At 60.0% G+C, this 20,203-nt stretch carries 19 protein-coding genes; 10 read left to right on the forward strand and 9 right to left on the reverse strand.

What is annotated here, in order from left to right:
* Positions 1 to 123 precede the first annotated feature (123 nt).
* Positions 124 to 2,112 (forward strand): bifunctional 2',3'-cyclic-nucleotide 2'-phosphodiesterase/3'-nucleotidase, encoded by a 1,989-nt coding sequence (locus RWJ89_RS10035; RefSeq protein WP_316030881.1) that lies wholly within the window; start codon positions 124 to 126, stop codon positions 2,110 to 2,112.
* A gap of 43 nt (positions 2,113 to 2,155) precedes the next feature.
* Here the strand turns inward: RWJ89_RS10035 and RWJ89_RS10040 are convergent, their stop codons facing one another.
* Positions 2,156 to 3,124, reverse strand: a complete 969-nt coding sequence (locus tag RWJ89_RS10040) for a LysR family transcriptional regulator (protein WP_131663830.1) — start codon at positions 3,122 to 3,124, stop codon at positions 2,156 to 2,158.
* A gap of 139 nt (positions 3,125 to 3,263) precedes the next feature.
* Here RWJ89_RS10040 and RWJ89_RS10045 point away from each other — a divergent pair, with 139 nt between their 5' ends.
* Positions 3,264 to 3,878 carry an FMN-dependent NADH-azoreductase gene (locus tag RWJ89_RS10045; protein WP_029873022.1) on the forward strand — a complete coding sequence of 205 codons (615 nt, stop codon included), beginning with the start codon at positions 3,264 to 3,266 and terminating at the stop codon, positions 3,876 to 3,878.
* Positions 3,879 to 3,926: 48 nt separating this feature from the next.
* Here the strand turns inward: RWJ89_RS10045 and RWJ89_RS10050 are convergent, their stop codons facing one another.
* The gene (locus tag RWJ89_RS10050) at positions 3,927 to 4,502 is read right to left on the reverse strand and encodes a TetR/AcrR family transcriptional regulator (RefSeq protein ID WP_168256550.1); all 576 of its coding nucleotides are present in this window, start codon (positions 4,500 to 4,502) and stop codon (positions 3,927 to 3,929) included.
* Between the two features lie 159 nt (positions 4,503 to 4,661).
* Here RWJ89_RS10050 and RWJ89_RS10055 point away from each other — a divergent pair, with 159 nt between their 5' ends.
* Entirely contained in the window at positions 4,662 to 5,438 is a 777-nt protein-coding gene (locus tag RWJ89_RS10055) for an SDR family oxidoreductase (RefSeq protein ID WP_020049619.1), read from the forward strand.
* A 7-nt stretch (positions 5,439 to 5,445) separates the two neighbouring features.
* On the opposite strand, the gene RWJ89_RS10060 is transcribed toward RWJ89_RS10055, so the two are convergent.
* From RWJ89_RS10060 to ilvA, 3 genes are all read right to left on the reverse strand, one after another.
* Positions 5,446 to 6,717: a GGDEF domain-containing protein gene (locus RWJ89_RS10060; RefSeq protein WP_316030895.1), complete on the reverse strand. Its 1,272-nt coding sequence runs from the start codon at positions 6,715 to 6,717 to the stop codon at positions 5,446 to 5,448.
* A 235-nt stretch (positions 6,718 to 6,952) separates the two neighbouring features.
* Positions 6,953 to 7,279, reverse strand: a complete 327-nt coding sequence (locus RWJ89_RS10065) for an HlyU family transcriptional regulator (RefSeq protein ID WP_077981226.1) — start codon at positions 7,277 to 7,279, stop codon at positions 6,953 to 6,955.
* 37 nt (positions 7,280 to 7,316) lie between these two features.
* Positions 7,317 to 8,567, reverse strand: coding sequence for a threonine ammonia-lyase (gene ilvA / locus RWJ89_RS10070; RefSeq protein ID WP_131663825.1), 1,251 nt, complete (start codon positions 8,565 to 8,567; stop codon positions 7,317 to 7,319).
* Positions 8,568 to 8,750: 183 nt separating this feature from the next.
* Here ilvA and RWJ89_RS10075 point away from each other — a divergent pair, with 183 nt between their 5' ends.
* Positions 8,751 to 9,125: a VanZ family protein gene (locus RWJ89_RS10075; protein ID WP_065279668.1), complete on the forward strand. Its 375-nt coding sequence runs from the start codon at positions 8,751 to 8,753 to the stop codon at positions 9,123 to 9,125.
* Between the two features lie 542 nt (positions 9,126 to 9,667).
* On the opposite strand, the gene RWJ89_RS10080 is transcribed toward RWJ89_RS10075, so the two are convergent.
* The 3 genes from RWJ89_RS10080 to wrbA all read right to left on the reverse strand — a co-directional run bounded on the left by RWJ89_RS10080 (position 9,668) and on the right by wrbA (position 11,530).
* Positions 9,668 to 9,994 (reverse strand): type II toxin-antitoxin system RelE/ParE family toxin, encoded by a 327-nt coding sequence (locus tag RWJ89_RS10080; protein WP_316029787.1) that lies wholly within the window; start codon positions 9,992 to 9,994, stop codon positions 9,668 to 9,670.
* Entirely contained in the window at positions 9,981 to 10,271 is a 291-nt protein-coding gene (locus RWJ89_RS10085; RefSeq protein ID WP_026265193.1) for a ribbon-helix-helix domain-containing protein, read from the reverse strand. Before RWJ89_RS10085 ends, RWJ89_RS10080 begins: the two co-directional genes overlap by 14 nt.
* A gap of 662 nt (positions 10,272 to 10,933) precedes the next feature.
* On the reverse strand, positions 10,934 to 11,530 hold the full coding sequence (gene wrbA, locus RWJ89_RS10090; RefSeq protein ID WP_316030882.1) for an NAD(P)H:quinone oxidoreductase type IV: 597 nt from the start codon (positions 11,528 to 11,530) through the stop codon (positions 10,934 to 10,936).
* 286 nt (positions 11,531 to 11,816) lie between these two features.
* On the opposite strand from wrbA, the gene RWJ89_RS10095 reads away from it, so the two are divergent.
* The 4 genes from RWJ89_RS10095 to RWJ89_RS10110 all read left to right on the forward strand — a co-directional run bounded on the left by RWJ89_RS10095 (position 11,817) and on the right by RWJ89_RS10110 (position 15,006).
* Entirely contained in the window at positions 11,817 to 12,593 is a 777-nt protein-coding gene (locus RWJ89_RS10095) for a competence/damage-inducible protein A (RefSeq protein WP_168256552.1), read from the forward strand.
* 109 nt (positions 12,594 to 12,702) lie between these two features.
* Positions 12,703 to 13,545, forward strand: a complete 843-nt coding sequence (locus tag RWJ89_RS10100) for a universal stress protein (RefSeq protein WP_131663822.1) — start codon at positions 12,703 to 12,705, stop codon at positions 13,543 to 13,545.
* 181 nt (positions 13,546 to 13,726) lie between these two features.
* The gene (gene gpt / locus RWJ89_RS10105) at positions 13,727 to 14,221 is read left to right on the forward strand and encodes a xanthine phosphoribosyltransferase (protein WP_011651569.1); all 495 of its coding nucleotides are present in this window, start codon (positions 13,727 to 13,729) and stop codon (positions 14,219 to 14,221) included.
* Positions 14,222 to 14,415: 194 nt separating this feature from the next.
* Positions 14,416 to 15,006 carry a hypothetical protein gene (locus RWJ89_RS10110; RefSeq protein WP_316030883.1) on the forward strand — a complete coding sequence of 197 codons (591 nt, stop codon included), beginning with the start codon at positions 14,416 to 14,418 and terminating at the stop codon, positions 15,004 to 15,006.
* Positions 15,007 to 15,241: 235 nt separating this feature from the next.
* Here the strand turns inward: RWJ89_RS10110 and RWJ89_RS10115 are convergent, their stop codons facing one another.
* Entirely contained in the window at positions 15,242 to 15,523 is a 282-nt protein-coding gene (locus RWJ89_RS10115) for a hypothetical protein (RefSeq protein ID WP_316030884.1), read from the reverse strand.
* Positions 15,524 to 15,645: 122 nt separating this feature from the next.
* Between RWJ89_RS10115 and RWJ89_RS10120 the strand changes: the two genes are divergently transcribed.
* Together RWJ89_RS10120 and RWJ89_RS10125 are read left to right on the forward strand one after the other, a co-directional pair.
* Positions 15,646 to 19,461 carry a vitamin B12-dependent ribonucleotide reductase gene (locus RWJ89_RS10120; protein ID WP_222278514.1) on the forward strand — a complete coding sequence of 1,272 codons (3,816 nt, stop codon included), beginning with the start codon at positions 15,646 to 15,648 and terminating at the stop codon, positions 19,459 to 19,461.
* Positions 19,462 to 19,771: 310 nt separating this feature from the next.
* Positions 19,772 to 20,020 (forward strand): hypothetical protein, encoded by a 249-nt coding sequence (locus RWJ89_RS10125; protein ID WP_094087646.1) that lies wholly within the window; start codon positions 19,772 to 19,774, stop codon positions 20,018 to 20,020.
* Positions 20,021 to 20,203: the final 183 nt, after the last annotated feature.

The raw sequence follows: 20,203 nt of genomic DNA on the forward strand, positions 1-20,203 counted from the left end.
ACGACCACGCCGCTTTTCCGTCGGATTGTTTTGCCGTTCTGTCATTTTCACGGTGTACTCCTCGGCAAATCGTCCTAATTCTGACGGGCCGGACGATGCATGATCCCTATTAGGAGAATTTCCATGTCTTCCATTCTTGATGTTGGCGTGATGAGCCGCCGTTCCCTGCTTGGCGGCCTCGCCGCCACTTCCGCCCTGGTGCTGCTGCATCCTTTCAGCGCGCGCGCCAACGCCAACCAGGCCCATCTCAGACTGATGGAAACGACTGACATCCACGTCAACGTCTTCCCCTACGACTATTATGCCGACAAGCCGAACGACACGATGGGCCTGTCGCGCACCGGGACGATCATCGACGCGATCCGCGCAGAGGCCGTCAACTCGCTGCTGATCGACAATGGCGACGTGCTGCAGGGCAATCCGATGGGCGATTATATGGCCTATCAGCACGGCATGAAGGACGGCGACGTCCATCCGGTGATCAAGGCGATGAACACGCTCGACTATACTGTGGGCACGCTCGGCAATCACGAGTTCAACTACGGCCTCGACTTCATGTTCAAGGTCCTGGCAGGCGCAAACTTCCCCTTCGTCTGCGCCAACCTGACCAAGGGCCAGCTCGCCTCGGACCCGAAGCAGGACGCTCTCTTCTTCAAGCCCTACATCATCGTCGAAAAGCAGATCAAGGATGGCGCCGGCAATGAGAGCCCTGTCAAGATCGGCTTCATCGGCTTCGTACCGCCGCAGATCATGCTCTGGGACATCAAGAACCTCGAAGGCAAGGCACAGACGCGCGACATCGTCGAGGCCGCCAAGGCCTGGGTTCCCGCCATGAAGGAAGCCGGCGCCGATATCGTCATTGCGCTCTCGCATTCCGGCATCGACGGCAGCGCACCGTCCGAAAAGATGGAAAACGCCTCGCTGCATCTCGCCGCCGTCGACGGGATCGACGCGATCTTCACCGGCCACCAGCATCTCGTCTTCCCTGGCCCGAAGAGCTGGGACGGTGTGGCCAATGCCGACCCCGTCAAGGGCACACTGCACGGCAAGCCCACCGTGATGGCCGGATTCTGGGGCTCACATCTCGGCCTTATCGACCTGCTGCTCGAAAAGGACGGCAATAGCTGGAAGATCGTCGATTTCACCTCGGAAGCACGGCCGATCTTCCATCGCGACGACAAGAAGAAAGTGGTTGCCGACTACGCCGACAAGAAGGATGTGGTCGAGGCCGCCAAGGCCGAGCATGAGGCGACGCTTGCCTATGTCCGCACCCCGGTGGGCAAGACCTCCGCACCGCTCTATTCCTACTTCGCACTGGTTGCCGACGATCCCTCGGTGCAGGTCGTCAGCCAAGCCCAGACCTGGTACATCAAGCAGATGCTCGCCGACACCGAGTTCAAGGACCTGCCGGTGCTTTCGGCGGCGGCCCCCTTCAAGGCCGGCGGTCGCGGCGGCGCCGACTACTACACCGACGTTCCGGCCGGCGATATCGCCATCAAGAACGTCGCCGACCTCTATCTCTACCCGAACACGGTGCAGGCCGTTGCCATCACCGGCGCACAAGTGAAGAACTGGCTCGAAATGTCGGCCGGCATGTTCAATCACATCGAGGCCGGCTCGAAGGATGCGGCGCTGCTCAACAACGACTTCCCATCCTACAATTTCGACGTGATCGACGGGGTGACGTACCAGATCGACCTGTCGCAGCCGCCGAAATATGATTCGTCAGGCAAGGCGATCAATCCGGACGCAAACCGCATCCAGAATCTCGCCTTCGGCGGCAAGCCGATCGATCCGGCCCAGAAGTTTGTCGTTGTCTCGAACAACTACCGCGCCGGCGGCGGCGGCAATTTCCCGGACATCAAGGCGGACAAGGTGATCTTCCAGGCGCCGGACACCAACCGCGACGTCATCGTCCGTTACATCCACGATCAGGGCACGATCAACCCATCCGCCGACGCGAACTGGACTTTCAAGCCGCTGCCTGGCACGACAGCGACCTTCGAAAGCGGCCCGAAGGCGAAGCAGTTCCTTGCCGAGGTCAAGAGCGTCAAGATCGAGGATGCCGGCGAAGGGGCCGACGGTTTCTCGAAGTTCAGGCTGGTTCTTTAGGCAGAAGACAATATCAGCGAAGGCGCGGCACCCCGCGCCTTCGTCATTCGGCCGCGAGCGGCGTACCAGCTTCCTGCAGTTCCGCTATCTGAGCATGGAAATCGGCTTGGCTCGGGCAGGCGGAAAGCCGCGTGCGGAACGCGTCGATCATCCAGGTGGCGGCAGGTCCGGGCGGGTTGGCGAGCTGACGGACCGAATATATCGGATACTCTCCCTGTTCGTAGGCATCCAGATCGAGATGGACGAGCCTGCCGCTCGTCAGATCGTCATGAATCACGGAAGCCGGAAGGCCGCCCCAGCCAAGGCCGGCCCTGATGAGCTGGTGCTTCGTCGCAATATCGCTGACGCGCCATGTCTTATAGGAGAGAACGTTAAAATCGCGCCCCTTCGTCCGTCCCGACGCATCGGTGACGACGAGTTGCACTTCCTCGCGCACGTCGCCGAGCGTCAGCGGCCGGCCGATTCCGGAAAGCGGGTGGTTATGCGCTGCAACCGGCAACATGAAGGAATGACCGATCCGCTCCGTGACGATCGAATCGTCCTGCTTGACGACCGCGCCGCCAATCCCGATCGTCGCCTTGCCGCTGAGGACGAGATCCATGACCATTCCGAGCTCACCGACATTGAGGCTTAACGAAACGGATGGAAACGTCTCCCGGAATTCGCGGAGCACGTCCACCAGGGCTCGCGAAGGCACCATGACACTGATGGCGACGGAAACCTCCGCTTCGAGCCCTTCCCTCAGGCTCTTGACGCGCGCCCGCATGACTTGCAGATCGCCCAGAATGCGCCGCGCATCCTCCAGCATCGCCTTGCCCGCCTCCGTCAGCTTCGGCTGACGCGCGCCGGAGCGCTCGAAAAGCGGCACTTCGAGCTGTGCTTCCAGATTGGCGATCGTATAGCTGACGACCGACTGCGCACGGTTCAGCGCCCGCGAAGCGGCCGAGAAGCTGCCGGTCTCGGCAACGGTCAGAAACACCTGCAATTGGTCCAGAGTGGGGTTGGGCAGCATCTTCTATCCATTCCATCGATAGTTTCGATCTACATTATCACCGTTTTTTCGATAGCAGGCCAGACCTATTTTCCTCATCGAGACTGCGGCTCACCTCCCAGCAACGGGCCGTCAAATCCCATTCGAAAGGAAATGCACCATGTCGTCCATCCTTCTTCTGACGTCCAGCCCGCGTGCCGAATCGCTCTCGACGCCGATCGCCGTCGATCTCGCCGAAAAGCTGAAGAGCCAGAACCCGGGCAGCGTCGTCGTTCGCCGCGACCTTGCTGCCAACCCGCTGCCGCACATCGATGACCTCTTCACCGGCGCAATCCGCAAGCCGGCCGAGGCCCGCACCGCTGAAGAAGCCGCAGCCGTCGAGACTTCCGACGAACTCGTCAACGAGCTGCTCGCCGCCGACACGATCGTCATCAGCACCGGCCTCATCAACTTCAACATCTATTCGTCGCTGAAGACCTGGATCGACAACGTCGCCCGCGCCGGCCTGACCTTCAAATACACGGAAAGCGGCCCGGTTGGCCTCGCAACCGGCAAGAAGGTTTATGTGGTGCTCGCCTCGGGTGGTGTCTACTCGCAGGGACCGGCCGCCGCTTTGAACCATGCCGTGCCGTACCTGAAGTCGGTTCTCGGTTTCCTCGGCATCAGCGATATCGAGACCATCTATGTCGAAGGCCTGGCCTTTGGTCCGGAAGCTGCCGAAAAGGCGATCGACGCCGCCAAGTCGCGCGTCCAGGAAATCGCACTGGCGGCCTGATCAGCTCTTCAACGCTCCATGGAACGGCCGGCTTTTGCTGGCCGTTTTTCATTTGTCGATATCGGCGACAAAATCCCGGACCGTCGCCAGGATTTCGGCCGAGAGCTCCTCATCGGACGAAATCCTGGCAAGGCCGACGCCGCCGGCCATCATCGCGAAGGCCATAATCGCCTTGCGCCGCCTTTCCCCTTCGTCCGCTCCCGCAGCCTTGATCGCCAATGACGCGAAATTACGCTTGAGCCCGTCCGTCGCGATCCCCCGCGCCTTCTCGCCGCTGCGGGATATATCGGAGGTCAGCGCGGCAAAAGGGCAGCCCTCGCCGGGATTGTCGCGATGATAGGCGCTGACATAGCGATCGGCGACATCGGCAGCCGTCATCTCCGCCGGATTCACCCCCTCGGCTTCCAGCTTGCGTCCCCATGAATCGAAAGCGGACTGGATCGCCTCGGCGACCAGATCGTCACGGGAGGCGAAATGTTTGTAGAAGCCGCCGACGGTCAGTCCGGCCTCCTTCATCAGGTCGGCGACGCCAATACCTTCGAGCCCCTCCTCGCGCAGCCGCTTCGACGCAATCTCGACAATCTTCTCGTGCGTCTTCTGCTTTTCCAATTGCGAACGACCCATCGGACATCTCCCCGGCACCAATCGAATGAGCATGATGTCGGCCAACCGCTTACACTTTTCGGAATCATGCTTCTCTTGACTTAAATGGATTATCATCATAATCCTTATAGATAACGATCATAATCCAGATCGTTGCCAATTCCAAGAGGAGCATGAATCATGCGTCTAAGAAACAAGGTCGCCCTGATCACCGGCGGAAACAGCGGCATCGGTCTTGCCACCGCCAAGGTCTTCATCGACGAGGGTGCCAAGGTGGTGATCACCGGCCGCAACCCGGACACGCTGGCGGCTGCCGAAAAGGCGCTCGGTGCCGGCGTGCTGGCGCTGAAGGTCGATGTCACCGATGCCGCCGCAACCGAGAGGGCCTTTGCGGAAGCCGCCGGAAAGGTCGGCAAGTTCGACATCGTCTTCGCCAATGCCGGCATCGGCGGCGCGACGCCGCTCGGCGAGACATCACTAGCGCAGTTCAACCAGATCATCAGCACCAATCTCACGGCAGTTTTCTTCACGGTGCAATCGGCCCTGCCGCATCTCAATGACGGCGCTTCGGTGATCCTCAACGGTTCTGTGCATGCCGTGCTCGGCGCTCCCGGCTGGTCGGCCTATGCGGCGACCAAGGCGGCAGTCCGGGCGATGACGCGCAATATGGCATCCGAGCTCGCGCCGCGCGGCATCCGCGTCAATCAGGTAACGCCCGGCGGCACCAAGACGCCGATCTGGTCGCCGATGGCCCAGACGGAAGACGCCATGTCGGCGCTCGAGGCCCGCATCGGCGGCATGAGCCCGCTCGGCCGCATGAGCGAGGCCGACGAAATCGCCAAGGCAGCGCTCTATCTGGCCTCGGATGATTCGGCCAATGTCACTGGCATCGAGATCACTGTCGACGGCGGCATGACGAGCGCCCCCTCCGGTGCCAAGATCTTCCGCGCCGCCTGAATGAGTTTCAGCTGAGCTTGACCACGCCGGAGCGGCCGACGACGCAGTTGCGGCCGCTCTTCTTGGCTGCGTAGAGCCTGCCGTCGGCAGCCGTCAGCACGGCGGTGAAATCAACGCCGTCCTCGTCGGCAGTCGCAACGCCGATGCTGACCGTGATCGGCCTGTCATCCGGCGTCTTGACGCTGGTTGCGATCGTCCAGCGCAGGCGCTCGGCAAGCAGCAGACCTTCCTCATGGTCGGTACCTGGACAGACGGCAACGAATTCCTCGCCGCCGAAGCGGAAGACGCGATCGCTCGAACGCAACGTCGTGCCCAATCGGGCGGCGATCGCCTTCAGCACCTCGTCGCCCTGGAGATGGCCGTAGCCGTCGTTGACATCCTTGAAGTGATCGGCGTCGAGAATGAGAACGGTGGCGTATAGCCCCTGCTTCAGCGCCTCACGCAGCATCAGCGGCGCTTCAACCTCCATGCGCGTCCGATCATAGACGCCGGTGAGCATATCGCGGCCGGTGCGTTCCAGAAGATCGTTGTAGCGCTCGCGGAACGTCAGGTCGCCGAACACGTCGCTGATCGAACGTGCGGACCCGGCTGCTCCGCCGCGGCGAATTCGATATTCATAGAATGCGAACATCGCCGCGTAGAGGCAGACGGCAAGCATTTTCGCCTTCCACCCGCCCCAGAATGCGGCGATCGGCACATCCAGAAAATAATGCAGCGCGGCGAAGAAGCCGATCTGGTCGAAGGTCAGCAGCACGAAGCCCGAAATCAGGAAACGCAGGACGACGCGGCGGCGGGAGAAATCGCCGAGTTTTTCGTAAAGCAGGATGATGCCGAGCGAATCGACATAGAGCAGCGCCGTGCCCCAGACCATCAGCCAGCCCATCTCCTTGAGGAAATCGACGTCGGGCGTGTGGTTCGTCGACATCTGCAGCGGCTGGTGCAGCTGCAGCACCCAGGCGATGCCGACGGTGAGCAGGTTGCCGAGAAACAGGCCGTAGATCGGCTGGCGCACTGTCGCGGCATCCTCCTGCAGGTAAAGCATCAGGATCATCATCAGCTTGCCGGAGAAGAAGACGGATGAGCCCGGCGACACATCCCCGAACGGCAGCGAGACATAGAAGACCGCCGCCAGATAGGTCTCCATGAAATGCATGACGCCGAGCGCCGTCAGGAAAACCCCGAGACCAAGCCGGTGACGGAAATGCAGAAGCGTCACCATCAGCACGAAATAGGCGATGGCTTCGACGACGAAGAGAGCGAGGTTGAGTGTCTCCATTATGAGACCTCGGCTCCGGACGTTCGGCCTCCTGCTGGCGCGGCGATCGCGACAGCGAATCCTTTGGTCAATCGTCCGAAACAGTCAAACACGGGGGTGTCCTGCAAATCCTGCAGGCGATACCTTTCACCGCAATCCTTTAAGATTGCGTGAGTGAGAAGGCTCGCACCGGAGGGCACACGGGTCACACACAGGAATAGTTGCAGCCGGTATCAAGGACCTATGCCCCGATCCCGATTCAGACCTGACGAAGCTTCTCGCCGTCGCCAAAGAGCGACGAACCATGCTGATCGATAATCTGCTGCGCTTTGCGCACGGTGCATTCGATCGCGTCATCGGAGGAGGAAAACAGATCGGCGCGGATGAAATTGCGCACCAGCACCTCGTCGCCAATCTTCTTTTCGATCCGGCCGGCAAGACGATACTGACCGCCTTCCTTGCGCGGCTCGGCATAGATCGTGCAATCGCCGTAAAGCTGCGGCTCGCCGGAAGGGCCTGCCGCCTCCGCAGCCGGTTTGCCGCCGCCAGAGAACATCGAAAAGATATTTGAAATGAACGAAGCCATGCTCCGCCTTTAGCACGGCGATATCGCTGTCGCCAAGTCAAATGATCAGATTGGCGAGGATCTCGTTTTCGGTGATATCCTCGTAACCCATGCCGGCTGCTTCGAAATTTCCGATCAGCCGGGCGAAATTCTCCGGCGCCTTGGTTTCGATGCCAATCAGGATCGAGCCGAAGTTACGCGCCGATTTCTTCAGATATTCGAAACGGGCGATATCGTCGTCGGGGCCGAGCAGATTGAGGAAATCCCGAAGCGCGCCCGGGCGCTGGGCGAGCCGCAGGATGAAGTATTTCTTCAGCCCTGCGTAACGCATGGCTCTTTCCTTTACGTCAGGCAGACGCTCGAAATCGAAATTGCCGCCGGAGACGACGGCGACGATAGTCTTGCCGCGGATCGCCTGGCCGTCCATCGCGGCGATCGCCGTCAACGACAAGGCACCCGCCGGCTCCAGCACGACGCCCTCGACATTCAGCATCTCCTGAATGGTGACGCAGATGGCGTTCTCCGGCATCAGTTGCACTTGGCTTGCCGGGAAATCGCGAAGAGCCGCAAAATTCAGGTCGCCGATGCGGGCGACGGCAGCGCCATCGACGAAATTGTCGACCTTGGCAAGCGTCGTGACCTTGCCCGCCTCAAGGCTGCGCTTAAGGCTCGGCGCGCCGGCTGGTTCGGTGAAGACGAAAGCAGATTTCGGCACGGTGCCGTCGAGATAACCGGTAATGCCGGCGGCAAGGCCGCCGCCGCCAACCGGCAGGACGACCATGTCGGGCACGGTTCCTTCCGGCAACTGCTGCATGATTTCGGCGGCGACGGTTGCCTGGCCCTCGATGATGTCGGCGTGGTCGAAGGGCGGCACCATGACGCCACCGACCGCCTCCACATGTTCGCGGGCGGCCTGGTAGCACTGGTCGAAGAAGTCGCCGAACAGCCGGATGGTGATGAATTCGGCGCCGAACATGCGGGTTTTGTCGATCTTCTGCTGCGGTGTCGTCACCGGCATGAAGACGACGCCCGGCACGCCGAAATGGCGGCAGACGAAGGCAAAGCCCTGGGCGTGATTGCCAGCCGAGGCGCAGACGAAGGTCTTACCGGCAGCACCCTGCCCGATCGCCTTGCGGAAGAAATTGAAGGCGCCGCGGATCTTGTAGGAACGCACCGGCGACAGATCCTCGCGCTTCAGCCAGATATCGGCCCCGTAGCGCGCCGACAGATGATCATTGAGCTGCAGCGGCGTTGCCGGAAACAGGCTGCGCATTGCCTCTTCGGCGCTTTCGACATCAAGTCTCGTCACGGGCGTGGTCCATTCTCATGATTAGCCATCGCCGCTATGGCATAGGCCGACCGGCAAAAGAAAGCCCGTTTCGGCCATTTCCGGTTCCCGACCGGGAAAGTCTTTCTTAAGCCAATCGTAAAATTGACGGCAGATAAACTGAATTTTACTGTCAATGAAAATGCAGGCCACTAATATCAAGCCATGATGATCTTCAAATTTGCAAGGCCGCTCGCCTGGCTGCTGCTCGCCCTCATCCTCTTCGTCACGGTTTCGCCGATCGGGCTGAGGCCGGAAACGGTCACGACGGTCGATACCGACCGCGGGGGCGCCTATGTTCTCGTCGGCCTCGCCTTCGCGCTCGCCTATCCGAAACAGTGGAAGATGGTGGCGGTGCTGCTGATTGCCGGTGCAGTCGCCATCGAATATCTGCAGTATCTCACACCAACACGCCATCCACGCTTGCACGATGCCGGCATCAAGGCCGCGGGCGCAGCCCTCGGGCTGCTGGCTGGCTGGCTGATCAACAGGTGGCGCGAGACCAAAGCGCCAAATGCGCTTCCGCTCACAGAACGCTGATCACTATCAGGAACAGACAGCACTAATCCCAAAAATCGAATTCGGGATCTGTCCAGATCGAAAGTAAATAGAGCGTCCTTAGCGCGTCTTCTTAGACGCGCTAAGGACGCTCTAGAAACCCTGCAAATGCATTGCCCAGAAGAACAGCGGTATCGCGGCTATCGCAGTCCCCAGAACAAGTGCGACACTGGTCTTGAAGATGCGGATGCGCCGAACCTTAGTCCCACTCCAATCGTAAACCATCGTCTTACTCCCACAAGACAACCCTTACTCAACTGTCGCGGCGCCATCGTTACGCCGGAAATTCGCTTGTCAAGCGATAACTTACTTTTGTGCACAATATACAAGCAGATTCAATACAGGCATATTCAAACAGGATTATGAAAGTGGTGCGGGCGACCGGGGGCGAACCCGTACAGCCAAGGCCGAAATTTTAAAGCCACCGCCACTACCGCATCGTGCAGGGGCAACCTTTCGACTTCTCTGATACCGACGCCAAGGCGCTGGAAGAATGGCTCGAGCCGAGATCGTTCCAAAGCCCGTTAGGATTCATCCTCGTCATCGCGCGCCCGAAACAGGGCCTCATAGTCTCTGCCGCCGTAGAACACATTGACGATCTCAACCGCGTCGGTGACGTGATAGGCGATCACGGCGCAATGCTCAAACGGTACCGTTCGCAAGCCGGGCGCCAGATCATCCCGAGGACGACCGCCGTTCGGTGCATCGCCGATTTTGTGGCACCTCGCCATGAGGCGCTTCACGAAGCCATTGGCAATGACGTGGCTTCGACTCATATCGGCAATGTCGATATAAATTTGGCGAAGGTCGCTCAGTGCCTCAGGCCGATTGATGACCTTAGCGCGCCGCATTGCGGGACGCTTTTTCCTGACCTTTCATGAAGCGGTCCATTTCCACTTCCGCCTCTTCTGCCGTCAAACTCGGGCGCGGATCATCAAGGGAACGGCGAATACGAGCTCGCATTGCGTTGAGGCGTTCGGCATCCTCGAGCCGCTGGCGTTGCCACACCCGTACCGCATCACGCATCGCCTCACTCGTGGTCGCAAATTCACCGGCCTCGACAGTATCGCGAACGCTCCGCAACATATCGGCCGTGAGGGTAATGGTCACCTTTTCCGCGTTTCGCATCGTCATCCACTTTCCTTGACTTCTTATAAAGTATGATAAAATCATATTTTATACCAGAAAAATTGCGATGCCATCCGCATTAAAAGCGATGGTGACGAATACTCGGGATCTACGGCAATTTGCGTGATGGGCTGTGCCGAGATCGTTGGATGGCCTTATTTCCCTGACCATGCTGTAAATACCTCCAACAACCGATGGATAGCAGTTGAGAATACCCTCTCTCTTTGTTAGCAGAGGGAACCACGCGGACGTGGTGGAATCGGTAGACACAAGGGACTTAAAACAAAATTGAGTGCACCGGCGGAAACGCCGGCTGTAGAACTGCTCAAAGTCGGGGAAACCTGTCAGATGGCAATCCCGAGCCAAGCCCCGCCAAGGGAAGGTGTAGAGACTAGACGGGCAGCACCTAAGGCAAAGCTAGGGTGAAGGTATAGTCCAGACCACAAACGCCGAAAGGCGGCGGCGAAAGCCGTAGCGGTAAGAAAATCCCTCGGCCTAGGCTATGCGGGTTCGACCCCCGCCGTCCGCACCAGCCTACGCTCTGTGAGCTTCGGCTCGGCGAGCCGAAGAGAGCAACCGGTCGCCCGGCCAGTCCGGGCGGCAAACAGAAAAGGCGCGGCGAGCCCATGCCCGCCGCACCTTCATGATTTCAGTATCGAAGATCAGGCGAGCTTGGCAGCAAGCTTGGCGACGTGAGCGCCTTGGTATTTCGCGCCTTCCAGCTCGATCTCGGAAGGCTGGCGTGAGCCGTCGCCGTTGGTTATGGTGGAGGCGCCGTAGGGCGAGCCGCCCTTGACTTCCTCGGTGCCCATCTGGCCCTGGAAGGCATAAGGTAGACCGGCAACGACCATGCCCTGGTGCAGGAAGGTGGGGATGAAGCCGAGGATGGTCGATTCCTGGCCGCCGTGCTGAGTTGCCGAAGAGGTGAAGACCGAACCGAGCTTGCCGACGAGTTTGCCGGCGAACCAGAGGCCGCCCGTCTGATCCCAGAAATTGCGCATCTGCGAGGCGACCGTGCCGAAGCGGGTGCCGGCGCCGACAATGATCGCGTCATAGTCCGCCAGTTCGTCGACGGTGGCGATCGGAGCCGCCTGGTCGACCTTGTAATAGGAATCCTTGGCGACGTCTTCCGGAACCAGTTCCGGAACGCGCTTGACGGTGACCTCGGCGCCGGCCGACTTCGCGCCTTCGGCGACCGCATAGGCCATGGTTTCGATATGGCCGTAAGCCGAATAATAAAGGACGAGAACCTTCGCCATCTTCTATCTTCCTTGAAACATCGGGTTGAATTTCGTGCCCGACGCGATTTCTATCAGCGCGCCTGGGCGAACACAGCCCTGCCCTCAAGGACTCAGTGTTCACCACCCGGAGACGAAAATTCGCTTGCGGTTTTCATTTCGGCAAAAATGACGCATCGCCCGAGTTAAAGAGTTAGCGCATGATGTCGTCCGAAAACCGACTGCACTTTTCGGCATCATGCTCTGGTGTTTGCAAAGCGAGCGAACGGCGCTACCTATTCCCCAGCCTCACATCACGGAACATCCCATGAGCCAAGACATCGTCGTCACCGCCGCCATGCTCGCCATCGGCGACGAACTTCTCTCCGGCCGCACCAAGGATAAAAATATCGGCCATCTCGCCGATTTGCTGACGCTTTCCGGCATCGATCTCAAGGAGGTGCGCATCGTCGCCGACGACGAGGAGGCAATCGTCGAGGCGCTGAACGCGCTTCGCGGCAAATATGATTACGTCTTCACCTCAGGCGGCATCGGGCCGACGCATGACGACATCACCGCCGATGCCATTTCCAAGGCTTTCGGCGTGCCCTGCGAATATGACGAAGCGGCAATGACGCTGCTTGCCGAGATGTACCGCCGCCGCGAGATGGAATTCACCGAGGCGCGCCAGCGCATGGCGCGCATGCCGCGGGGCGCTGCGCATATCGCCAACCCGGTCTCGACGGCGCCTGGCTTCATCATCGGCAATGTCCATGTCATGGCCGGCGTGCCGCAGGTCTTCCAGGCGATGGTCGACAATGTGCTGCCAACGCTTCGAACCGGCACGCCGGTGCTCTCGCTCGCCATCGCCTGCCCTTACGGCGAAGGCGAGATCGGCACGCCGCTGACCGCGATCCAGAAGGCACATCCGGAAACCAGCATCGGTTCCTACCCACGCTATATCGGCCAGAAATTTTCGACCGAGATCGTCGTACGCGGCCGCTCGCAGGCGGCAATCGATGCTGCCGGCGCCGAGGTGCAGGCGATGATCGACGCCATCCGCCAAAGGAAGTATATCGCCGAAAACCATTCCGCCGAGGCTTGAGGGCAACGCCGGGACTCAAAGGCCGTCCTTGATCCCGCTCAAGGAACAGGAGAACGGTCCGGCGCATTCCTTCCCTCGCGCAAACCATTTCAGCGCAAGGAGAATTGATATGTCTTACAAAACCATTCTGGCCATTCTCGATACATCGGACAATAGCGGCGCGGTTGCCGATTTCGCCTTTGCCATCGCCGCTGAAAGCGGCGCCCATGTGATCGGCTTGCATGCCGAAATCATCTCCGCCGTGCCGCTGGTGGCGCCGATGGAAATCCCCGATCCCGTTGCCGTGCAGGCGCTGCAGGACATGGCGCATAGCGAAACGATTGCCGTCGAGCGCATCTTCAGGGCGAAAGCGGAGGCGGCTGGCGCCTCCTTCGAATGGCGCAGCTTTGCCACCTCCACCGGATACGGCTCCGCACCGCTGATCGAAAGTGCGCGCAGCGCCGACCTCCTGATCGCCTCGCAGGCCGACCCGGCCAGACCTTCCGACAGCCACGTCGACGTCGACAGTTTCCTTTTCGAAACCGGCCGGCCGGTGCTGATGATCCCCTATACCATTCGCCAGCCGAAGCCGATCAAGCGCGTGCTGATCGCCTGGAACGGATCGAAAGAGGTGGCGCGCGCAACCTTCGACGCGCTGCCGATCCTCAAAGCCGCTGACGAGGTGGAGATCTTTTCGGTCGATCCGGCCGACACGGCGCTGCAATCGCCGCTGACCGCCGGCGCCGACATCGCCGCGACGCTGGCACGTCATGGCGTGAAGGCGACGCTTTCGACGGCCCAAAGTGTGGATAAGAGCGCATCGCATGTCATCGAGAACCGGCTTTCGGACAGCAGCATCGATCTTCTCGTCATGGGCGCCTATACGCATTCCTGGCTCTGGCAGATGATCTTCGGCGGCACGACCAAGACCCTGCTGCAATCGATGACGGCGCTGACGCTGTTATCGCGTTGATTGGCTGCTCTTGCCTTTTGCCGGCAAATCCCGCTAATTGCGGCGACCGATGACAGCTTCGAGCCTCGGCCCATCTCGCGCAGTTCCGGCTGCGCGATTTGCGTTTTGCCAATCGCCGCTTCAAGCCCCATCCGGTCGCCGGCCAACGGCGTGTCGTTTTTTCATGCCGCGGAGCAGCCCGATGTCCCTTCCCGATAAAGCCTTTCCCGTTTCCTGGGATCAGTTCCACCGCGATGCGCGCGCTCTTGCCTGGCGGCTTGCCGGCTTGAATCAGACGTTCAAGGCGATCGTCTGCATCACCCGCGGCGGCCTCGTTCCGGCCGCGATCATCTCGCGCGAACTGAACATCCGGCTGATCGAGACCGTCTGCGTCGCTTCCTATCATGACTATGTGAACCAGGGCGACATGGTGCTGCTCAAGGGAATAGCGCCCGAACTTATGGAGAATGGCGGCGAAACCGTGCTGGTCGTCGACGATCTGACAGATACCGGCAAGACCGCCGCACAGGTGCGCACCATGCTGCCGAGGGCACATTTCGCCTGCGTCTACGCCAAGCCGAAAGGCGTGCCGACCGTCGACACCTTTATCACCGAGGTCAGCCAGGATACCTGGATCTACTTCCCCTGGGACATGGGCTTCACCTATCAGGAGCCGATCGCCAAGGGCGCGGGCTGATCGCCACCGATCGCAGCGCGCAACCGTCGCTTTTACTATTTGAGATTGTTCCAGATTTTGTCAGCGAGCTTGCCTGAATCCGCTATCGGGATCTGCACATCTATTTTATCTTGTCCTAATAGACTTGGCGACGTGCGAATCATCTCAGGTTGCGCTTACAGCGTGCAACGAACGATGTGATATAAGGAAGCAGGATGGCGCGGTGGGGGCATAGTGGAACGGTTGTAACCGTCTGGCTGGCGGCATGTCTGTTTCCCCTGACACCCGTCCGCGCCGAGCCTGCCTATATTCCTCTCGTGCGCGATTATGTCGAGAAGCGAATCCGGCCCATCGTGGAAACGCCATTGGTGCTGAAAGCCATTGCTGAGCAGAACGCTGAATTCGGCGATGTCAGCGAAATGGATATGCGGGTGCTCGATGAGACCTACCGGTCGGAGATCAATCAGCACCACCTGCAGATGGTCAAGCTGCTGCTCGACAAATCCCTATCGCATTACCTCAAAGCCAAGCAGGACGCCTCGCAGGGCGCGATCATCGAATTTTTCATCACCGACAGCCACGGGCTGAATGTCGGGCAGAGCTCCATCACCGCCGACTATTGGCAGGGCGACGAGGAGAAATATCTCAGAACCTTCGCCAACGGCTCCCGCGAGATCTTCATCGACCGGGCGGAACGCAATGAATCCAGCCATAATCTCGAGACGCAGGCGAGCTTCGTCGTCATGGACGAAGAGAAAAGGCCGATCGGCGTCGCCATCGTCACCATCGCCATTGATGCGCTCTAACAGCATGTCGCGCAAAACTGTGCGGTTTTGCGATAACGACGCGCTTTAGGAGCGCTGATTTCACCGGCGAATCGGCATGCCCATTTGCGCCGGAAATGCCATCACAAGATTTGCCGCAGGACGCTTTTTTGCCATTCTAAGCTTTTCCTTAGCCGGCAACGCCTGCAAGCCATTGTAATTTCAGCGCTCCCCGGCTTTCCCCAATCTCCACAGGCGCATCCACAACATGTTGTGGTTAGCAATCAATTAAAAGCCAGCCCTTGACGGAATCAGCTGTTTCAAACTTTACTGCTTCTGATGTTGCGGCGGCGACAGGACCGGAGGTAACGAGCCCGGTTCCCTTTTGAAAATTAGGACGCGGAATCAGGGCGATGGACCGGCAACGGTTCAGGCCTGACAGGATTTCTGCGCGGTTTTCAGCCTCCAAAAAAAGTGACATTGGGGCTGGCGATAATAAGCTGTTAATACTATATTTAGTGTTTGCAGCCACCATCACCACAAGATACAGGAAGGACATCTCCGGATGACACCCCTGTCACAATACGGAAACGAGACTGGCTGCACGACGACAAAGTGCCGCCGGATAGAAATTTTGCGCCTGAGGTCGTGGGGACCGGGCGCCAACGCGAGGTCAAGACTATGCGCATCGAACGTCGTTTCACGAAGGCCGGCCAAGGCGCCTATGCGGATATCGAATTCCGCAAGGCGACGAGCGAGATCAAGAACCCTGATGGTTCGGTCGTGTTCCGCCTCGAGAATATCGACGTTCCGGCGCAGTTCTCCCAGGTCGCGACCGACGTGCTGGCGCAGAAGTATTTCCGCAAGGCCGGCGTTCCCACACGGCTGAAGAAGGTCGAGGAAAACGATGTTCCTTCCTTCCTGTGGCGCTCCGTTCCCGACGACGCTGCGCTGAAGAACCTGCCGAAGGACGAGCAGACCGGCTCCGAAATCGATGCGCGCCAGGTCTTCGACCGTCTTGCCGGCACCTGGACCTATTGGGGCTGGAAGGGCGGCTATTTCTCCTCCGAGGAAGATGCTTCGGCCTTCAAGGACGAGCTTGCCTATATGCTCGCCACCCAGCGCGTCGCCCCGAACTCGCCGCAATGGTTCAACACCGGCCTGCATTGGGCCTACGGCATCGATGGTCCCGGCCAGGGTCATTTCTACGTCGATCCCTTCACCGGCAAGCTGACCAAGTCCAAGTCGGCCTACGAACACCCGCAGCCGCATGCCTGCTTCATCCAATCTGTCGAGGACGATCTCGTCAACGAAGGCGGCATCATGGACCTCTGGGTGCGTGAAGCGCGCCTGTTCAAATACGGCTCCGGCACCGGCTCCAACTTCTCGATGCTGCGCGGCGAAGGCGAAAAGCTTTCCGGCGGCGGCCGTTCCTCCGGCCTGATGAGCTTCCTGAAGATCGGCGACCGCGCTGCTGGCGCCATCAAATCGGGCGGCACGACGCGCCGCGCCGCCAAGATGGTGGTCGTCGACATCGACCATCCCGATATCGAGGAATACATCAACTGGAAGGTCAAGGAAGAGCAGAAGGTCGCAGCTCTCGTCACCGGCTCCAAGGTCGTCGCCAAGCATCTGAAGGCGATCATGAAGGCCTGCTTCAACTGCGAAGGCGGCGATAACGGCGATTGCTACGACCCCAACAAGAACCCTGCCCTGAAGCGCGAAATCCGGGCCGCCAAGAAGGACCAGGTTCCCGAGAACTACGTCCAGCGCGTCATCCAGTTCGCCCGCCAGGGCTACAAGGATCTCCAATTCAAGACCTACGACACGGATTGGGATTCGGAAGCCTACCTCACGGTATCCGGCCAGAACTCCAACAACTCCGTCTCGATCAAGGACGACTTCCTGCGCGCCGTCGAGAATGATGGCGAATGGAACCTGACCGCCCGCAAGGACGGCCGGGTGATGAAGACGCTGAAGGCCCGCGATCTCTGGGAAACCATTTCCTACGCTGCCTGGGCCTCGGCCGATCCCGGCATCCATTTCAACACGACGATGAATGACTGGCACACTTCGCCGGCCGGCGGCCCGATCCGCGGCTCGAACCCGTGCTCGGAATACATGTTCCTCGACGACACGGCCTGTAACCTTGCCTCGCTGAACCTGCTGCAGTTCAAGGACAAGGCCACCAAGCGCATCAACATCGCCGATTACGAACATGCGGTTCGCCTCTGGACCGTCGTGCTCGAAGTCTCGGTGATGATGGCGCAGTTCCCGTCGAAGCGCATTGCCGAACTCTCCTACGAATACCGCACGCTCGGCCTCGGCTACGCCAATATCGGCGGCCTGCTGATGTCGACGGGCATTCCCTACGACTCCGCTGAAGCTCGCGCCATCGCAGGCTCGCTGACCGCGATCATGACCGGTATCTGCTATGCGACCTCAGCCGAAATGGCTGCCGAACTTGGGCCCTTCCCGAACTTCGCGCCGAACCGCGAGAGCATGCTCAAGGTCATTCGCAACCATCGCCGTGCCGCGCATGGCGAAAGCTCCGGCTATGAGGCGCTGTCGATCAACCCGGTCGCGCTGATCCATTCGGAAAACCCGGACCAGGATCTCGTCGCCCACGCCAAATCGGCCTGGGACAAGGCGCTCGAGCTCGGTGAACAGCATGGCTATCGCAATGCCCAGGTCTCGGTCATCGCGCCCACCGGCACGATCGGTCTCGTCATGGATTGCGACACGACAGGCATCGAGCCCGACTTCGCCCTCGTTAAGTTCAAGAAGCTCGCCGGCGGCGGCTATTTCAAGATCATCAACCGCGCCGTGCCCGACGCGCTGCGCACGCTCGGCTATTCGGAAAGCCAGATCGCCGAGATCGAGGCCTATGCCGTCGGCCACGGCAACCTGAACCAGGCGCCGGCTGTCAATCCATCGACGCTGAAGACCAAGGGCTTCACCGACGAGAAGGTGGAAGCCGTCAACGCCGCGCTGAAGAGCGCTTTCGACATCAAGTTCGTCTTCAACCAGTGGACGCTCGGCGCCGACTTCCTGAAGGAGACGCTGAAGGTTTCCGACGAACAGCTCGGCGACATGAGCTTCAGCCTGCTCGACCATATCGGCTTCTCGAAGAAGGACATCGAAGCCGCCAACATCCATGTCTGCGGTGCGATGACGCTGGAAGGCGCGCCCTTCCTCAAGAATGAGCACCTGCCGGTCTTCGATTGCGCCAATCCCTGCGGCAAGATCGGCAAGCGCTACCTCTCGGTGGAAAGCCATATCCGGATGATGGCGGCTGCCCAGCCCTTCATCTCAGGCGCGATTTCCAAGACGATCAACATGCCGAACGAGGCGACCGTCGAGGATTGCAAGAACGCCTACATGCTCTCCTGGAAGCTTGGCCTCAAGGCCAACGCGCTTTATCGCGACGGCTCGAAACTGTCGCAGCCGCTGAATTCCTCGCTGATCGAAGACGAGGACGACGAGGATGCGCTGGAGGAACTGCTGCAGGCGCCGCTGGCCGCCCAGGCCGTCACCATCACCGAAAAGATCATCGAGCGGGTGGTCGAACGAGTTTCGCGCGAACGTGAGAAGCTGCCGAACCGCCGCCAGGGCTATACCCAGAAGGCCGCCGTCGGCGGACATAAGGTCTATCTGCGGACCGGCGAATTCGGCGACGGCCGCATCGGCGAGATCTTCATCGACATGCACAAGGAAGGCGCTGCCTTCCGTGCGATGATGAACAATTTCGCCATCGCCATCTCGCTCGGCCTGCAATATGGCGTGCCGCTCGAGGAATATGTCGAGGCCTTCACCTTCACCAAGTTCGAGCCGGCCGGCATGGTCATCGGCAATGACGCGATCAAGAACGCCACGTCGATCCTCGACTATGTCTTCCGCGAACTTGCCGTCTCTTATCTCGGCCGCCATGACCTCGCGCATGTCGATACGTCGGATTTCTCGAACACGGCACTCGGCAAGGGCATCCAGGAAGGCAAGACCAACCTGCTCTCCACCGGCTGGACCCGCGGCTACAAGCCAACGCTGGTGCCCGGCACCGGCGGCGAACGCCAGGCAGGCGAACCCAAGGGTGCGGCCACCGCCGCCCCTGCCCGCGCCGCTTCCACCGGCACCGTGACCGCTTTTGCCGGTGCGGCTGCCCGCAAGCTGGAGCCGACGGTCGCCATAGCCACCTCCGAAATCGTCGCCTTCAAGCGCGATTACGAGGAGCGCGCCAAGGAACTGGCGGAAGAGATCGCCGAAGAGGTGACCGAGGAACTCACCAGCGACGCAACGGCCTTGTTCTCAGACAAGGCAGCAGCTGACGCGGCAACGGCAAAATCCGAAGCCAAGAAGCGCGAAGCCGAACGCCGCCAACGCTCGATCATGCAGGGCTATACCGGCAACATGTGCTCGGAGTGCCAGAACTTCACGATGGTGCGGAATGGCACCTGCGAGAAGTGCGACACGTGTGGTGCTACGAGCGGGTGCAGCTGAGTAGGCTTGTTGTCGGTGTGTTCGCATCCCATCCACAGAAGCACTGCCTGTTATGCACACAGTGATCTTGGCCAGGAGAACACCAAACCGATCAAGGCACTCCTACAGGTAGATCGGCCGCACCAGGGAAATACTGTTTTCGGCCAAACAGACAATGCTTCCGGGTGTCTCCATACCCGGAAGCTGAAGCTCCAAACCCCCTGCCATTCGTAGAGGCAGACGCTTCCGAGTTTCCCGACAGATGTGTCCCTAAGTGCATGCCCTGCGGCCTACCGCGCCACGATCAACAATCGCAATGGGAATGTATCCGATGTCGAACAACAAGAAGCAGACCTCCTCCGGGATCGCCAAGAAGGCCGCCTCGACCCTCGCAGATCCGAATGCGTCGGCCATTGCGAAGAGCCTCGCGGGCTCTGCGCTGGCGCAGGCTTCGACCGGTCGGCAGACCGGAGCCGCAATGGAAGATAAGGCATCTCGAGTATTGCGAAGCTCCAAATACAGCGATGAGACCAAAGAGCTCGCAGGATCGGTCCTCGCGCAGTCCAACAAGCCCCGCTAAGTCAAGCCTCCAACCTTCGCTAGGCTTCCATTTCGCGAAGACGGGCCCCCTGTCCTTGTTATTAAGTCCGTCGAACAGGCGTTAACGAACCTGTCAGCGGGCCCGTAAAGGGCCTTCGGTCCAGACGCACGCTTAATAGCGAGAAAACGATGGCCCAGCAGTTGGGTAACGCGAAGCGGAACT

Origin of the sequence: Rhizobium sp. 10PS4 (assembly GCF_032464805.1) — a bacterium.
Classification (GTDB): domain Bacteria; phylum Pseudomonadota; class Alphaproteobacteria; order Rhizobiales; family Rhizobiaceae; genus Rhizobium; species Rhizobium laguerreae.

Excerpts from the sequence above, each read along its gene's own strand:
- RWJ89_RS10035 (WP_316030881.1), top strand. The coding sequence starts at position 124 with ATGTCTTCCATTCTTGATGTTGGCGTGATGAGCCGCCGTTCCCTGCTT.
- RWJ89_RS10040 (WP_131663830.1), bottom strand. The coding sequence starts at position 3,124 with ATGCTGCCCAACCCCACTCTGGACCAATTGCAGGTGTTTCTGACCGTT.
- RWJ89_RS10045 (WP_029873022.1), top strand. The coding sequence starts at position 3,264 with ATGTCGTCCATCCTTCTTCTGACGTCCAGCCCGCGTGCCGAATCGCTC.
- RWJ89_RS10050 (WP_168256550.1), bottom strand. The coding sequence starts at position 4,502 with ATGGGTCGTTCGCAATTGGAAAAGCAGAAGACGCACGAGAAGATTGTC.
- RWJ89_RS10055 (WP_020049619.1), top strand. The coding sequence starts at position 4,662 with ATGCGTCTAAGAAACAAGGTCGCCCTGATCACCGGCGGAAACAGCGGC.
- RWJ89_RS10065 (WP_077981226.1), bottom strand. The coding sequence starts at position 7,279 with ATGGCTTCGTTCATTTCAAATATCTTTTCGATGTTCTCTGGCGGCGGC.
- RWJ89_RS10075 (WP_065279668.1), top strand. The coding sequence starts at position 8,751 with ATGATGATCTTCAAATTTGCAAGGCCGCTCGCCTGGCTGCTGCTCGCC.
- RWJ89_RS10080 (WP_316029787.1), bottom strand. The coding sequence starts at position 9,994 with ATGCGGCGCGCTAAGGTCATCAATCGGCCTGAGGCACTGAGCGACCTT.
- RWJ89_RS10085 (WP_026265193.1), bottom strand. The coding sequence starts at position 10,271 with ATGCGAAACGCGGAAAAGGTGACCATTACCCTCACGGCCGATATGTTG.
- wrbA (WP_316030882.1), bottom strand. The coding sequence starts at position 11,530 with ATGGCGAAGGTTCTCGTCCTTTATTATTCGGCTTACGGCCATATCGAA.
- RWJ89_RS10095 (WP_168256552.1), top strand. The coding sequence starts at position 11,817 with ATGAGCCAAGACATCGTCGTCACCGCCGCCATGCTCGCCATCGGCGAC.
- RWJ89_RS10100 (WP_131663822.1), top strand. The coding sequence starts at position 12,703 with ATGTCTTACAAAACCATTCTGGCCATTCTCGATACATCGGACAATAGC.
- gpt (WP_011651569.1), top strand. The coding sequence starts at position 13,727 with ATGTCCCTTCCCGATAAAGCCTTTCCCGTTTCCTGGGATCAGTTCCAC.
- RWJ89_RS10110 (WP_316030883.1), top strand. The coding sequence starts at position 14,416 with ATGGCGCGGTGGGGGCATAGTGGAACGGTTGTAACCGTCTGGCTGGCG.
- RWJ89_RS10115 (WP_316030884.1), bottom strand. The coding sequence starts at position 15,523 with ATGTCCTTCCTGTATCTTGTGGTGATGGTGGCTGCAAACACTAAATAT.
- RWJ89_RS10120 (WP_222278514.1), top strand. The coding sequence starts at position 15,646 with ATGCGCATCGAACGTCGTTTCACGAAGGCCGGCCAAGGCGCCTATGCG.
- RWJ89_RS10125 (WP_094087646.1), top strand. The coding sequence starts at position 19,772 with ATGTCGAACAACAAGAAGCAGACCTCCTCCGGGATCGCCAAGAAGGCC.